Here is a 15,071-nt window from a genome sequence, read left to right as displayed (position 1 = left end):
CTGGGTAGTAGTTTGACTACCGCTGCAACCTTGGGTGTGGCGTTTATTGGCATGAGTAATGCCTTTGATGCCAATGTAGCGATAGCAGCTGGTGCCGTCGTCTCAGGGGCGTTCTTTGGCGATAAGATGTCACCCTTGTCTGATACTTGTACCATCGCATCTTCTGTTGTCGGTATTGACCTGTTTGAACACATTCGCAATATGATGTACACGACGGTGCCTGCTTGGATACTCACGGTTATCTTGTTTTGGATGTTCTCAGGCCAGACAGCGGGTTCTGATCTTAGTCAGGTGACTATTCTCCAAGGGCAGCTCATCGACAGTGGCTTGGTGCAGAATTATGCGGTATTACCGTTTGTGGTGTTGGTCGGACTGGCGGTCTTTCGAGTTAATGCTATCTATACGATTATCTGTACTATTGCTGTGGCGCTTATCATCACTTATATACATAGCTCACCAAGCTTTGGACAGTTAGGCGGATATCTGTTTGCAGGGTATGCACCAGCTGAGTCGTTAGAGCTGGGTGAAGTCGGGGGCATGCTGTCACGTGGCGGTGTACAAAGCATGTTCTTTACACAGGCGATTGTGATATTGGCACTTAGTCTCGGCGGGTTGCTCACGGCATTGGGTGTGTTACCAGCATTGCTATCGGGTATCAAGGATACGTTAACAACTTCAGGACGGGCTATCTTTGCGGCAGCGATGTCAGCACTCAGTATCAATGTGCTCATCGGTGAGCAGTACTTGAGTATTCTATTGTCAGGGACGGCGTTTCGTTCGACGTTTGAGCGTTTGAATTTACATCCTAAAAATCTATCTCGTACGATTGAGGATGCAGGGACGGTGATTAATCCGCTGGTGCCTTGGAGTGTGTGTGGGGTGTTTATCAGTCAGGCGTTAGGGGTGCCAGTATTGGATTATCTGCCTTATGCGTTTTTCTGTTATTTGTCTTTGCTACTAACGCTGCTTTTTGGCTTTACGGGAGTGACTATTAGTCGAATAAAGAGCCATTAAGTGGTAACTACCTTACTCATTACAAGGAATAAAATATTGAAGGTGGTATTGATAAAATGGCAAAAAAATACCCCGATGAGCCTTTTATGAGAGGCATCGGGGTATCTTATTTAGCTGTATTAGAAAGATGTTTTTACGCTTACTTTTCTGCATTTTTGTTCAAGGTTTTTTTCAAAAAATGATCGAATACAAATGGTCCAAAGGGTAAAAATGATCCAAGGACGCCTGCAGGCATGGCCCAGAGTGGCATTTTTATTCTACCGACAGTAATTAGTAGGACAAGGATATAAGCGATAAATAATATGCCGTGTGCCATACCGATATATTTTACCGCTTCGGGCATGCCCATCATATATTTAAGTGGCATGGCAATACCCATTAACAATAAGAAAGAAGTGCCTTCTAGATAGCCGACAACGGTTAATATCTTTAACGATGAATGCTGTTCTTTGCTAAGGCCAGTTGTTTCACTGCTAGTGGGGCTGTTGGTCTGAGCTTGTGACACGTTGTGTTCCTTTCGGTATTATTGAATGCACCATATGATACTGGCTTTGTTCCATGCTTTGAAGGATTGCTTTGTGTCAGTGACTATATAGTCCATTCTTAGGGTAGACCCCAGAACATGTTCTCACTTCAATCTCTTCAAAACTTGTGTATCTCTCATCTGCTCAGCATCATTCATATAGACTCAGCTTTTACTGCCTCAGCTTTTATTATAGTAGTCTTTATACTTGCTTCAGTCCTGACGCCAATAGACTTTAACGACCGCATCAGCGCGCTCTAATGTGAGTCTTTGTTTGAGTAACCGACGCAGTGATTTTGCGGCATCTGCTTCAAGCGCTCCCCAAACCTTATCAATTTTTAGCGGATGCGTGGCTAGGTAGTCGCCCACTGTATTGTCTATCAATGTGGCTAACTCTTTTCCTGAATTTACCTGACCTGTCACTAATGGCAGTACTATAAATTTATTATCTGTATTGCTTTCTATGTCACTGCTCATGTTATCAGTGTTTATTTTGACGTCATCAAAATAAGCCTGATCTTTTTCATCTTGAGTAACACAGAGGATGAGTGGTGGTAGAGGATTGTCCCACAGCTCCAGTAAGCGTGCTACGGTCGGCATCGAAGTCTCATCTGCTACTAGCAGCGCTTGTCCCTCATGCAGATGCTCAACTTTCTCTGGAAACTCACGCTTACTGATCACGCTATCACCTGCTTGCAATGAGCTCGCCCAATTGCCGCCAGAGGTATCTCCGTGTAGAAACACATCAACCCATGCCTGCATACCGTCCGAGGTTGACCATGCTTTTCTTAATGTGTAATAGCAATGGGAGCGCGAAGGTCGATCATGCTCATCAGTGACGTTATGCTCTAAATCAAATAAGTACGCATAACCTGCTTCATTGACGGGTACTGGATTAGAGGTATTGGTTTCTGGTGCTGTCAAGACCAGACGCAGCATGTTTTCGCTGACCTGATAGCTGTCTTGTACGATGAATTTTTGCTCAGTCAGTTTGATGGTTTTTTTGCCGAGTTTTTTATCTGCGCGTTGTTTAAGCAAAATGTATTGCGTCTGTAGTTCGCTAAGCTGTGTGATAGGCGCGGTAAAGGGGATAAAAAAATCATGATATTGAACGGCTGTATTTTGATCGTCTGCGCGCGGATGCGCTGAATTGTTCGGCTGTACCCGTAATGCGACACCTTCAGCATAAATATCAGACAACTGTATATCTGCATTATCCATCTCATCGGTCGTCAAGGAAGTAAACGCTTTCAAAAATCCAAGCAGTTCATCGAAATGCTCTTCATTGATATGAGCAATGGTATGGGCAAGTTCTGGGATATCTAGGGAAGTGTAAACGTTTGATTGAATATCAGGCTCATTTTTAGCAGAGGAAAGAGAATAGGTCATATATGTACTCACGAACAATTGTGCATGAAAGATTAAAAGAGTTGTATTTTATCTTAATGATAATTGTTTTTATTACTGTTTACGAGTAAAATCGGTTTTTATTGGCTTTCCAATATAAATACCACGACTTAAATTAATGACGAGTATCGCTATGTTACGTGCAAACCAACTGACTATCAGTCGTCAAGGAAACACCTTGCTAGATAATGTGAGCTGTGAGATTGATACCAATCAATTGGTTGCTTTGGTGGGACATAATGGCTCTGGCAAGTCAACTTTGATCAAAGCGTTGGCAGGCGAGATGATAAGTAATGGCGGTAGCGTCAGCTTAGATGATCGTCCTATGAGTAGCTACAGTAGCAAGGAGCTGGCACGACAAATGGCATACTTGCCGCAGCAACTGCCTGAGGCTGCTGGGTTTACGGTACGTGAGCTGGTCATGCTAGGGCGTTATCCTCATCAAAAATGGCTACAAAAGCCTACTCAGATAGACAAAGATAAAGTCGCAGAAGCGATGCGTACCACACAAGTTGAGGCGTTCGCTGACCGTATTACCGCCACATTATCAGGCGGGGAGCGCGCGCGAGTTTGGCTGGCAATGTGTCTGGCGCAAGACACTCGATACTTGCTATTAGATGAGCCTTTGGCAGCACTTGATATGCATTATCAGCTTGAAGTGATTCAACTGATTCGTCGTTTGGTGGATGAGCAGGGCTTGAGTGTGATCATTATTGTCCATGATATCAATCTGGCCGCGCAGTATGCTGATCGAGTTATCGCACTGAAAAACGGCCAAGTGTGCCACAACGGTGATATCAAAAGCACCATGCAACCGGACATATTACACAATATCTTCAATGTCGATATGCAATTGCTCAGTCATCCTATCACTGGGCAGCCTGTCGCCATCGCTTAATATTTGCCTCATCTTTTTTATTCGCCTGTTTCATCTTATTCGCTCAAAAGATAGGTCGCTATGTTCCCTGCTCTTTATCAAAATAACCATTCTAAAAATGTCTCCAGAAACGCCGTAAAACCGTTAATCAGAAACTGCTCACCAGACTCTCCAAAGGTGCGACTAAAGAGGTTGTCTCTTGTCGTCAGCTTGGCATTAACCACTATGCTAACTGCGTGTCAAGAGCCAGTGACTGAGCAAAAAGACGTTCAGACAACTGCTCAAACAGCTGCTCAGGTAGACGGCGCGCCGCATGTGAAAATTAATATTGCCTCGCCTGATTGGGGCAATGCAGCAACGTTAACTGCCATGGGCTATCCACCGATTGCCACGGGCGATGTCAGAGTATGGGACAGATGGGTAGGGACGCCGACATTACCGCCAGCGACGATTGATTTGGGTATTCGTTATCAACCTAATGCCGAGTTGGTAGCGCAGTTGCCAGTTGATTTGGTTGTAGATAATTCATTTTATCAACATGCCCGCAATTTATATGGTGATGTCCCTGCTGAATCTGTGATGTTCGCAGCCAAAGGGGATACCGCGACATGGGCCGATTATACTGAGCCAACTCGCAAATTAGGTAAGCTGATTAATGAGCCAAAATTGGCTGAAGATTATATTGTAAAAAGTAATGATGACATAGGCATTGCTAGTGAACGGTTGCAACAGCGCTATCCAAATGTAAAAAAATTCGCTGTGGTTCAATTTGCTGATGCCAATAATATGCGTATGTATGTGGCAAACAGTTTGTTTCAGCCTGCATTGGCGCACATGGGCAAAGAGCTTGATGTGTTGGGTAAGGGCAATCAATGGGGTTTTGTGCCGATACGTATGGGTGATTTGGCCACGTTAGATAATGATACTTGCCTATTGATTATCAATCCTTTGAGTCCAATCACGCGTGCTGAGATTGATGACAGCTTGATTTGGCAGCGTCTAAGCTATGGTCATGATCGTTGTGTGGGCGAGTTACCGCCAGTATGGATCTATGGCGGCATGGCATCACTGGTCGGTTTGGCAAATAATTTATCAAATGTCACATTAAAAGGTGGTGCAGCCTCATGAGCATCCATACCGCCGAGCATCCTCATAACCTGCCTGCTGACAATACTACTAATAATGTTGATTCTATGTCCTCACTTTCATCGCCTTCGTTGTCTAAGCCGTTAAAGAACACGAAAAATCTAACAAATCCATTACCCCCATCTCCAGAGTCACCTCGGCCAGATGCTTCTACCTCTAGTGGTTTATGGCGACTATGGAGCATGTTCATTGTGCTTCTGGCCTTGTCACTATGGAGTGGTTGGACGTTAATCGCTCAAGAGTGGACACGCCCGATTGGTGATCTGTTGATGCCAAGCTCACAGCTGGATATTGCCAGTATGGCGACACAGCTGCACTTGGTCGCAACCAGTATCGTGGCAATATTGGCAGGTGGACTGCTTGGGGTCGTCAGTATTTTACTCCAGCAATTGGTCAAAAACCCATTGGCATCAGATACTACTTTGGGTGTCGGTGTGGGTGCGCAACTGGCCATGCTAATCGTGACCTTATTTTTGCCAAGCTTGGCAATTTATGGTGGTATTTATGTCGCGTTTGTCGGTGCGATTATCAGTATGGGCTTGGTATTTGCCTTGTCAGCGCCCAGTCGCTTTAACCCGTTGATTTTAATACTTGCAGGCTTAGTGGTAAATATCTTACTCGCTGCTGTGGCCAATGTATTGGTGTTGTTTTTCGCGGAGCGCAGCAATGGTATGTTGTCATGGGCTGCAGGGTTTTTGGCACAGAATAGCTGGCATACCAGTACGACGCTATCGATAACCGCAGTTGTGATGCTGGTCGTATGCCTGCCATTGTTAAAACCACTGACGCTAATGAGCTTAGATGACTTGCAAGCTAAGCGTTTAGGCGTACCTATTAATAGTATTCGCGCGCTGGTGGTGTTGCTCGTCGCGATCGTAACTGCATTGGTCGTGAGTGAAGTTGGGCTGATTGGCTTTATCGGATTGGGTGCGGCTAGTCTGGTCAATGCACTGGGTATTTCGTCTATTAGCAAGCGTTTAGTCATCGCCTTCGTATTGGGTGCGCTATTACTATGGTTGACCAGTAATGTTGCGTTATTGCTAGAGCCTATACTTGACATGCAGATTCCAGCAGGTGCAATGACGGGTATCCTCGGTGCTCCGTTGATTATCTGGCTGATTTTGCGTCAGCGCCGTGAGCAGATAGAGACCGTAACCCCAATGATTACCGGTAAGGATAAGCCAGTCGTATTATGGCGTTGGGGTATTGGCGTGGTTGCGCTCATCGCGTTGGCATGTCTGTTCGTCCAAGATATCAATGGCTGGGTATTCAGTACTGACTGGGCCATTACTCAGCAATATCGACTGCCTCGCAGTTTGAGCGCGGCGGCAACGGGTCTAATGCTTGCCATCGCTGGTGTGCTATTACAAACGCTCACGCGCAACCCAATGGCAAGCCCAGAAGTATTGGGGGTCAGCTCCGGCGCTGCGCTTGGTGTTATTTTAGGGTTTTTACTGCTGCCTAGTTTAGGGCTGTCCGCAGGTGCAGGTACGTTGCTCATCTCAGGATTGTCTGGTGCCATGGCGGTGTTGCTATTGGTTATTTGGCTGGCACGTCGAGTAAGTTCAGGCTATCTATTATTGGTCGGTATTGGGATCGCTGCCATGATGGATGGGGTGATGCATATGGTGAAGATATCTGGCGATCCGCGTCTAGAAGCGATGCTTAGCTGGCTATCAGGAACGACTTATAGCGCCCAGCCTAGTACGGTTTGGTATCTTATTGCGATTGCCTTTATTCTGTTTGCACTCAGTTTACTGGTGATAAAACCTTTGCGTATCCTAGGTTTGGGTACGGGTGTGGCTCGTAACTTGGGCGTCGCCGTCAAGCCCATGACCCTTGCATTGTTGGTATTGGTAGCGGCACTGAGTACGGCCAGTACATTGGCTGTCGGGCCACTGAGTTTTATTGGCTTAATGGTGCCACATTTGGCGACGTCGCTAGGTGCGATAAAGATTGAGCGTCAATTGCCATTGGCCGCCTTGCTCGGAGCAGGTGTGATGGTGATAGCAGATTGGATAGGGCGTTATGTTATCTTTCCTTATGAGCTGCCTGCGGGTACTGTGGCGGCCATTATTGGTGGCGCATATTTCTTATGGCTGATTCGCAAAGTGCCTGTTTCTGCGAGCTGATGGTTCTCGTATTGGTAACTCTGTTCAGTGTTAAAGATATAATGAGTGACCTTTGAGCTTGTATGTTGATATGTAAATAGTATTAAGCCCCATTTTTCATAAACCAGACGAATGGGGCTTTTTTGTGGGTTTAATACGCCATGCTTTGCTGTATGTCATCTGTCGCGCTCAACGCAACCGCTACGAAAGCGGCAGCCGTTGCACTGTTATTGCTCTGCTTATATTGGATATGCACGGGTATGTGTGTGCTGACGTTGTTTAGCATCATAAAGTGACAGCCCTCGCTATACAGTTTGCGTACGCAATAAGGCGCAATCGCCACGCCTAAGCCTGCAGCTACCTCGGTTACCAATGTCTGCATGTGCTTGGGTTGACTGATAATATTGGGCGAAAACCCAGCTTGTTTACATAGCATGATGGTTTCATCAAATAGACCAACCGCTTCATCACGGTTAAAAATAATAAACTTATCATCTTTCAGCTGCGCCAAGTCAATGGTTTGTTGATCGGCTAATGCATGGCTTTGATTCACAATCGCCACCAATTTGTCGATATAAATACTATGGCTAACAAAATCATTAGCAATAGCGCTTGGCAATGGCCGTGAAAAACCAATATCGATGCGGTCATTGTTGAACGCTTCTATCTGTTCGGTTACGGTCATCTCAAATAATGACACATGCACGTGCGGAAATTTTTCTTTATAACTGCGTACCAATGTGGCCATAAAGGTCAAACAGGCTGAACTTAAATGCGCAATATTGAGTGTGCCGACTTGTCCATCATGTGCTCGTTTGACTTGTGTCTTCGCTTGCTCTGCTAAGCTCAAAATAACAGCAGCGTCTTTCAGTAGTTGCTCGCCAGCGGGTGTGATAGTCACTTCACGAGAAGTACGGTTAAACAGAACAACACCCAATTCTGTCTCTAACGATGAGATATGGCGACTGATGGCAGGTTGCACGGTATACAGCTCACGCGCCGCTTCCGAAAAGCTCTGGTGCTTGGCCACTGCCATAAAGCTTTTGAGTGTTTTTATATCCATATCATCAATCCCTTTTATTAATATCTTTAATCAAAATTTTGCTCAATCTTAGTTTTTTATCTATACAGTATTTGTATGGATTCAATCATATACTATCATTTTTGTTATGGTTTGATAGGCTCTATACTTGCGGCATGATTTATTAAGCCGAGATAACAATGGATAAGCCAGTACCAGTACTAAACCAATCGTCAAGCCAGTCGTTAAGCAGATTTATTCTACTGTTAATGACCGCAGCGATTGCCGCAACTGCCGCCAACCTTTATTACAATCAGCCGATTTTACCGCTCATCGGTCATGAGTTTCATTTGACTGACTCACAACTGGGCAGTATTCCGGCATTGACGCAGTTTGGTTATGCCTTTGCTTTACTGTTCCTCTCACCGTTGGGCGATTCGATTGCGCGTAGACGCCTGATTGGTATTCTGTCGTGCTTATTAGTAGCGGCTTGTGTTTTTGCAGCGATATCACCCAGTTTACCCATACTGCTGCTATCGGTGTTTTTGATCGGTGTCAGCGCCAATATTACCCAGCAGCTCATTCCTTTTGCCGCATCCATGGTGTCTCCTGAAAACAAAGGCGCAACCCTTGGTACCCTGATGATGGGATTGACCATAGGTATTCTGCTATCTAGAACATTAAGTGGGTTTGTAGGGGAGCAATTCGGTTGGCGTAGTGTGTTTGTGATGTCTGCAGCACTTGCCGCTATCTTTGGGGTATTACTGCGGGTATTTTTGCCAACCAACACCCCACAAACCACACTGCGTTACTTTCCGCTTATCAAAAGTAGCTTGTCATTGTTTATAAAACACAAATCCCTGCAAAAATTTACCCTTGCAGGCGCATTTTGGTTTGCCTCATTCAACGTACTGTGGGCAACACTGGCGATTTATGTCAGCGATGCGCCTTTTAATTACAATGCACAGCAAGCAGGATTGTTTGGTGTGATTGCGCTGGCAGGCGTGATAGGGGCCAAATCCTCTGGTAAATGGGTCAATAAATTGGGTTCTAAAACCTTAGTGATGATCGCATTGGCACTGGCTGCCACAGGCTTCGCTATTACAGGGTTGTTTGCAGGTAATTTGGTGTCGTTGATTGTCGGTATTATCTTAATCGATTTTGCTGTATTCAGTGCGCAAGTGGCCAATCAGGTTCGCGTTTTTAGTATCGATCCGGCAGCTCAAAGCCGCATCAACGGTATCTATATGCTGGGTTACTACACAGGCGGGGCATTGGGGTCTATGGCGGGTGTCAAAGCCTTTGCCTTATACCAATGGCCAGGAGTGGTGGTGGTCAGCATCGTCTTTATCATCATCAGCGCAATATTCAATTCATTCGCCAAAAAATAAGTGATATCAGTACAGTTATATTCGTACATGGATATCGAAACGACTAGGGACATATATGAACCAATTAAAAACCGCAGGTAGTTTTACCTTACTGTGTATTGCCAGTTTGACCATTATGGTCGGCACGTTACTGGCACCCGGTTTGGTCAGTATTTCGGCAGGCTTGGGCATTACCGACAATAGCGTGTTATTAATCACCTTGCCGTCATTGGGTGCGGTGGTATTTGCGCCACTGGCTGGCAAGTTAATCGATAAATATGGCGCGTACAAACTCTTGATAATCGGTTTGTTTTTATACGGACTTGCAGGTGCCAGTGCTTACCTTTTACATGGGCCAGCGCAGGTGTTTAGCAATCGGTTTTTATTGGGCGGTATAACATCGGTTGTCATGGCGAGCTGTACAGTATTAATCTCTACGTGGTATCAGGGTGAAGCACGCCTAAAGATGATTGCTAAACAAGGCATGGCAGTAGAGCTGGGTGGGGTCATATTCTTATTTTTAGGTGGGTTGCTGGCCTCACAGTTCTGGGCATTACCGCTATCGATTTATTTAATGGCGTGGGTATTTTTGGCCATGCTATTACGGTTTGTACCACGGCATCATGCAGCTACAGCAGAGAATACACAGATTGCTGAAGACGATAGCAAAACCATCATTAGTGGCCTATCGCTAAAAAATGTGTATCTTATCTCAACCTTAGCGATGACCATCTTTTTCACCTCAACCGTGTTATTGCCCATCACTATGAATGAGTTGAGCTATAACGAATCACAAATCGGTCAACTGCTGGCCTTTATCTCTTTAGTAGCGGTCGTTACCGCAGGCTTTATGCCAAAAATAATCAAATGGTTAAATGAACCTAAAGTCTTGGCACTGGCATTTTTAGCATTTGCATTGTCATATATTTGCTTTACGCAAACCAGCACCTTGCTATTAACATTAGGCGCACTATTGATCGGCATTGGCTTTGGTTTTAGTATTCCGTTGTTGAACCACATGACAGTCGAGTTGAGCGCTGCTAAAGTACGTGGCCGTAACTTATCTTACTTTACGATGGCAGTGTTTTCGGGTCAGTTCTTCACATCATTTATGGAGTACATGCCGGGCGGCGCGCACAACGTGTTTATTATGTGCAGCGTGTTCAGTGTCATCATTAGTATAGTTTTATTTGTGAAAGGTCGCAAAGCTGCTTGATATAGCGCTTATACTTTCCATAAGAAAACATGAAGGAAGCAGATTAGAGTCATCAATAGACACTGAGCTAAACACTGATGCTGATGCTGTTGCTCTTTATATTACAATCACAATCATAGCATCAGCTAGCTTGCAGGTCGTGTTAAGCCAGTTGCTTTTCGAGGGTTCGTAAACGGCTTTTAAATTCTGAGCGGTCAACATAACAGCCTTTGAGACGACGCTCACCGACGTTTTCATCAAATGCGTTACGCCCATGCAGGACTCGGCGGTTATCAAAGACCACCATTTGACCCGCTGCTAGTTTTAACTCAATCTTATAGCGACTGTCTTTTAATCGAGCCATTAGCTCTCGATAGGCAAGGTAATAGTCGTACATAACATCACTTGGCAAATCAAAAACATCTGCAAGATGGGCGTTGTATTTGATTTCGACAATATTGCCGAAGTTGTCTAGATTGATGACAGGGTGGTGCTCACGGATATCATGGGCGCTGTCATGAAAACGAAAGGGAATAGCATACTCGGCAAGCAAACGAAAATACTCAGGCTGCTCTTCTCGTAACCCTTCTAACACCTTTAACCCATCTACGAAAGTAGACTCGCCACCTATACTTTCATTGCTCAAAAAATGTAAAAATTGATAGCCTGGAGGTAATTCCTGATTTGGCAAGTCGGTATGCAAAGGTAATGAGAGCGAGGTATAAGCCAAATTAATCGGCGATTTTTCTGATATCACATCAAAGGTCATGCCGAAATTGGTCTGCCGCAGATAATCAACTCGCATGGCGGTCTGTACGCCAGCATCAGAGTCATCTGGCATATTATCAATAATGGTAAGTCCATATTTATCCAGCGCACTCATCCACTCATATAAAGCGCTGTCACTGGTCATGATGCTCTGTTGGTCATACATCGGAATATGGTCAATAAACGTGCCATCCCAACTTTCGTAAGGACTGCTATGGTCCTTGGCCAATGCACTAGAATACCCAAACTCACGTAACCAACTTTGTTCAAAGTGGCTGATATGTGCTTGTTCTGACCATTCAATCGTCAGCTTTGTCTCATCAAAAGAGGCGGATAGTGGCTGGATATCTTTTGAGATACTCAGCAAATCAAAGCTACGCTCGCCAGTTTGAGGATGGAAAGCCGATGGGCAGTTATCACGCAGCCAAATATAGTGATAGGTGCTGTCGACACCATCATTCCAGCGTATTTGAATGGCGCGGTCAATGAGTGCAACGGATTCTATTTGATAGTCATTTGCTACTAATACGTCTAGAGATGGTGTTGCTTGAGGCGTTTCCATTGGAGCAGACCCTACATATACATGAAGTAAAAATATATTTTACGGTATATTGCTAAGATCGGTTATTCAAACACTGAATTACGAATCACCTAATGGGCAATATCAATTATGGTGTTAAGTCTTTTGCTTAATTTTTATTGTTGAGAAACAAGAGTCATAATACTAAAGGTTATTAGCTTATAGCCTGCGAGCTATTAACCACGCAGCGAGCTGACGTATTATAATCATAATTGGTCTTACCTTCATTCTCTTGCTTTTCAAACTCATCAACAGGCGCTGTTGGCAAGCGTTTGATTCGCATGATAGTAATTGACCCGTTGGCTCGTACATTTTGTGCATCTCCCCAATCAGCATTGACAGAGCGTACGACTTTTTTAGTGCCTGTCTTAGGGCCTTTTGGGTTATGCTCAGGACTGTTAGCATAATAATCCTCGCTATACCAGTCAGTCATCCATTCAAGGTTTTGATTGGTCATGTCATACAGTCCTAATGTATTGGGCGGGTACAGACCGACAGTAGGTATACTAAACTGGTGCGATACTTACTTGAGAGTTCACTCATTTCGTCAAATGTAGCTATATTACGCCCACCGTTTATCTATCCGTTATCAGTTGGGAATAGCACATATTTACCACGATTGCGCGCTGCATACTCCCACTGAGCTTCAGTCGGTAGACTCATAGGTACATCTAGCTGCTGACCAAGCCACTGACAGTAGTTTTGAGCAGTTTGCCAATTAATACCAGCTGCTGCATTAGGTTGACGTATTGCTTCCATGTAGACCTGAGTACCGACTTTCTCTTGTCCCGTTGCCATACTATAGATATCAAAATCACCATAAGTCGCTTTGTAAGCATTCATACTAAAGCCATCAAGCGTTACTTTATGAAGAGGCTTATTATTTTTACTGGTGCTAATAGGACCACCACCATTGATAGTGACTTTATGCCCAAAGTCACCCATCTCATAACTACCACCTTCGATGAAGCGCATATTAGCCTTTTGCTTAACTATAAAATCGTCTAACTGCTGTTGTTCATCTGCCGTTAGATTGCTACGAGTTTGCGGTACGCCACTACTGTCTACTGAGGTAGTAGGCGTGTTAGCACAGGCAGAGAGGGTACATAAAGGCAAGATAAATAAAGATACGAGCAGGGGCTTTAAAGTCATAGAAATAGGCAGCTATACGTTATGAAAAAATAAGGCGAAATATTCAGTTTTAAACCGATTTCGTTTGGTCTAAGTATATTTAAGATTGGATAATAGTCGAAAAACTGATCAATATATTGCGACAAATTTCTATATATAACAAGTCTCATTTAAAACGAAACATTGAATTGACGTTGTATTTCATAAAAACTGGGCGTTGATAGCCTTGCTTTGCTATATAAATAAAACTAGAATATAGTCGATTAAATATAGCATATATGTGAATGATGATTCCCAATAGCCAGCCTAAAGATATCCAAATAAAAAAAGCCATATATAAATCCTTACCTGCATTGGTCAAGCATAGTCGCCACTGACGGCGGACTTGTCTCATTTGCGCTGGTTGGTTTAGGTCAAATCGACTACGGTAGCAATAAATATGAATGTACCTTCGATGATGGAAAGGCTCTCTAAATGTCAAAAATTTTAAAACCGTTATTCATATGTTTTTCGATAATGTTGGTCTCTTGTTCAGTTAATTCTCCTGCTAACGATCCAAATGATAGTACTCTAGAGAATACTGACCGCACACTAGGGCAGGATAAGGCAACTATCGTTAAAAATCAGAAAGTGTCTTTTGACAGCATAATCAAATGTAATGGGAATAATTTATTCACTTTCAATGAAGGTCATTTTTATTATCCTGACTACGGTTGTATATATAGTGATAGCAACAGGTTTGGAGATATTCAGGTCTTTTTGTTTCCTAAAAATAATCTCTTTATTCCAAATAAGATGTCTGAATTTGACTCAGTTGTAGATGATGTTAATGCGTTAACGCTGAACGAAATAAAAAATAACTTTGAGATCTTTGTTAGGGTTATTGATAAAAGTGACTTAGTTTTCACTAAGGATCTCGACTCTCCCTACTATATAAAAGACAATCCAAAAAAATTGGTTTATTACTTTGATGGTACGTGGAAGCTTATTAATACAAAAGAGGATATAGACCAAGATCCTTTTAAGTTTTATGTAAATTTTGCTAAATCAAATAACAAAGGTTCAAACAAAATTAATTCTGAAGAAGTCTACAAGGCTAAGGATATAGAAGATGCTACTAAAGCAGCAACTGAAATATATCCTAAGCAGCCAATGTATGGCACGATTGAAGCGTTCACCTTTAATGGGCTGCTATCTTTGCAGGAAATCAAAAAAGACTTACCAAAAGATCAGTTTGAAATATTTACTTTCGATGTCAATGCGGATGACATAGACGACTTAGTGGTTAGTCGTATTAATGACGATAATGATTTTTTTCAGGGCAATGAACTCTATGTACTTACTCGAGACAAAAGTGGTAAATACACACTGAGCTTGAGTACGCAAAGCTATACCACTGAGACAGGTTGGTCTTTATCCAACATATTACCGCGTCGAGACCACTCGGGATTTATTATAAGTACTCAATATTCTACAGGGAGATCTGAATATACTTTTTACTATACATTTGAAAACGGTAAGTGGTATATAGCAAACGCATCAACTGAGGGTTCTATAGCAACTGGTGAAGAGTATTATTGTATTGACCACAATAAGTCTAGTATAGATAATTTTATTACCCTGATTGGTTCATATCCAACAGAAGCTGATGAGCTTGTCAGAAACTGTCCTTTGCCTCCGACCAAGTACACGGTCAAAACAGATCAAGCAGAAATTCTCAATGAAAAATTCAAGTCTAGATCCAAACCGAATTATTACATCAAAGGTGATTTAATTGAAGCTGTTGATCAAAATGAGGACTGGGTGAAAGTTGCTTATAAAGAGGGTACTAAGTTCGGTTGGATAGATAAGCGTGATTTGAGTCCGATTTCTGATTGATGAAGAGGCTCAAAAAGCTTTTGATGGTAAAAACTGGCAAATAAATATCA

The 15,071-nt window shown here is 43.4% G+C and carries 13 protein-coding genes; 7 read left to right on the top strand and 6 right to left on the bottom strand.

Annotated elements, in window-relative coordinates; translation table 11 throughout:
• Window positions 1–1,014, top strand: a 1,014-nt coding sequence (locus tag DFP82_RS14285) for a Na+/H+ antiporter NhaC family protein (protein WP_110924388.1), incomplete at its 5' end; no start/stop codon positions are given.
• Between the two features lie 139 nt (window positions 1,015–1,153).
• Here the strand turns inward: DFP82_RS14285 and DFP82_RS14280 are convergent.
• Together DFP82_RS14280 and DFP82_RS14275 are read right to left on the bottom strand one after the other, a co-directional pair.
• Entirely contained in the window at window positions 1,154–1,519 is a 366-nt protein-coding gene (locus DFP82_RS14280) for a DUF3817 domain-containing protein (protein WP_110924387.1), read from the bottom strand.
• Between the two features lie 231 nt (window positions 1,520–1,750).
• Window positions 1,751–2,926: a siderophore-interacting protein gene (locus DFP82_RS14275; RefSeq protein ID WP_110924386.1), complete on the bottom strand. Its 1,176-nt coding sequence runs from the start codon at window positions 2,924–2,926 to the stop codon at window positions 1,751–1,753.
• 151 nt (window positions 2,927–3,077) lie between these two features.
• On the opposite strand from DFP82_RS14275, the gene DFP82_RS14270 reads away from it, so the two are divergent.
• From DFP82_RS14270 to fhuB, 3 genes are all read left to right on the top strand, one after another.
• Window positions 3,078–3,842 (top strand): ABC transporter ATP-binding protein, encoded by a 765-nt coding sequence (locus tag DFP82_RS14270; RefSeq protein ID WP_110924385.1) that lies wholly within the window; start codon window positions 3,078–3,080, stop codon window positions 3,840–3,842.
• A gap of 204 nt (window positions 3,843–4,046) precedes the next feature.
• On the top strand, window positions 4,047–4,949 hold the full coding sequence (locus tag DFP82_RS14265) for a TroA family protein (RefSeq protein WP_245905743.1): 903 nt from the start codon (window positions 4,047–4,049) through the stop codon (window positions 4,947–4,949).
• A complete protein-coding gene (gene fhuB, locus DFP82_RS14260; protein WP_245905742.1) occupies window positions 4,946–7,099 on the top strand; it encodes a Fe(3+)-hydroxamate ABC transporter permease FhuB in 2,154 nt (717 codons plus the stop codon). Before DFP82_RS14265 ends, fhuB begins: the two co-directional genes overlap by 4 nt.
• Window positions 7,100–7,229: 130 nt before the next feature.
• Here the strand turns inward: fhuB and DFP82_RS14255 are convergent, their stop codons facing one another.
• Window positions 7,230–8,141: a LysR family transcriptional regulator gene (locus DFP82_RS14255; RefSeq protein ID WP_110924384.1), complete on the bottom strand. Its 912-nt coding sequence runs from the start codon at window positions 8,139–8,141 to the stop codon at window positions 7,230–7,232.
• A 158-nt stretch (window positions 8,142–8,299) separates the two neighbouring features.
• Between DFP82_RS14255 and DFP82_RS14250 the strand changes: the two genes are divergently transcribed.
• Together DFP82_RS14250 and DFP82_RS14245 are read left to right on the top strand one after the other, a co-directional pair.
• The gene (locus tag DFP82_RS14250) at window positions 8,300–9,490 is read left to right on the top strand and encodes an MFS transporter (protein ID WP_220034757.1); all 1,191 of its coding nucleotides are present in this window, start codon (window positions 8,300–8,302) and stop codon (window positions 9,488–9,490) included.
• A gap of 55 nt (window positions 9,491–9,545) precedes the next feature.
• On the top strand, window positions 9,546–10,685 hold the full coding sequence (locus tag DFP82_RS14245) for an MFS transporter (protein ID WP_110924383.1): 1,140 nt from the start codon (window positions 9,546–9,548) through the stop codon (window positions 10,683–10,685).
• Window positions 10,686–10,827: 142 nt separating this feature from the next.
• Here the strand turns inward: DFP82_RS14245 and DFP82_RS14240 are convergent, their stop codons facing one another.
• From DFP82_RS14240 to DFP82_RS14900, 3 genes are all read right to left on the bottom strand, one after another.
• Window positions 10,828–11,994: a TauD/TfdA family dioxygenase gene (locus DFP82_RS14240; RefSeq protein WP_110924382.1), complete on the bottom strand. Its 1,167-nt coding sequence runs from the start codon at window positions 11,992–11,994 to the stop codon at window positions 10,828–10,830.
• A gap of 172 nt (window positions 11,995–12,166) precedes the next feature.
• A complete protein-coding gene (locus tag DFP82_RS14905) occupies window positions 12,167–12,517 on the bottom strand; it encodes an SUMF1/EgtB/PvdO family nonheme iron enzyme (RefSeq protein WP_110924381.1) in 351 nt (116 codons plus the stop codon).
• A 74-nt stretch (window positions 12,518–12,591) separates the two neighbouring features.
• The gene (locus DFP82_RS14900) at window positions 12,592–13,164 is read right to left on the bottom strand and encodes a formylglycine-generating enzyme family protein (protein ID WP_110924380.1); all 573 of its coding nucleotides are present in this window, start codon (window positions 13,162–13,164) and stop codon (window positions 12,592–12,594) included.
• Window positions 13,165–13,617: 453 nt separating this feature from the next.
• Between DFP82_RS14900 and DFP82_RS14225 the strand changes: the two genes are divergently transcribed.
• Window positions 13,618–15,021, top strand: a complete 1,404-nt coding sequence (locus DFP82_RS14225) for an SH3 domain-containing protein (RefSeq protein WP_110924379.1) — start codon at window positions 13,618–13,620, stop codon at window positions 15,019–15,021.
• Window positions 15,022–15,071 lie beyond the last annotated feature (50 nt).

Origin of the sequence: Psychrobacter fozii (assembly GCF_003217155.1) — a bacterium.
Lineage (GTDB): Bacteria > Pseudomonadota > Gammaproteobacteria > Pseudomonadales > Moraxellaceae > Psychrobacter > Psychrobacter fozii.
The sequence above is the reverse complement of the archived record's forward strand: the minus strand, read 5'-3'. Positions and strand labels throughout refer to the sequence as shown.

Coding starts and splice junctions, on each gene's coding strand:
- DFP82_RS14275 (WP_110924386.1), bottom strand. CDS start 2,926: ATGACCTATTCTCTTTCCTCTGCTAAAAATGAGCCTGATATTCAATCA.
- DFP82_RS14270 (WP_110924385.1), top strand. CDS start 3,078: ATGTTACGTGCAAACCAACTGACTATCAGTCGTCAAGGAAACACCTTG.
- DFP82_RS14265 (WP_245905743.1), top strand. CDS start 4,047: ATGCTAACTGCGTGTCAAGAGCCAGTGACTGAGCAAAAAGACGTTCAG.
- fhuB (WP_245905742.1), top strand. CDS start 4,946: ATGAGCATCCATACCGCCGAGCATCCTCATAACCTGCCTGCTGACAAT.
- DFP82_RS14255 (WP_110924384.1), bottom strand. CDS start 8,141: ATGGATATAAAAACACTCAAAAGCTTTATGGCAGTGGCCAAGCACCAG.
- DFP82_RS14250 (WP_220034757.1), top strand. CDS start 8,300: ATGGATAAGCCAGTACCAGTACTAAACCAATCGTCAAGCCAGTCGTTA.
- DFP82_RS14245 (WP_110924383.1), top strand. CDS start 9,546: ATGAACCAATTAAAAACCGCAGGTAGTTTTACCTTACTGTGTATTGCC.
- DFP82_RS14240 (WP_110924382.1), bottom strand. CDS start 11,994: ATGGAAACGCCTCAAGCAACACCATCTCTAGACGTATTAGTAGCAAAT.
- DFP82_RS14900 (WP_110924380.1), bottom strand. CDS start 13,164: ATGACTTTAAAGCCCCTGCTCGTATCTTTATTTATCTTGCCTTTATGT.
- DFP82_RS14225 (WP_110924379.1), top strand. CDS start 13,618: ATGTCAAAAATTTTAAAACCGTTATTCATATGTTTTTCGATAATGTTG.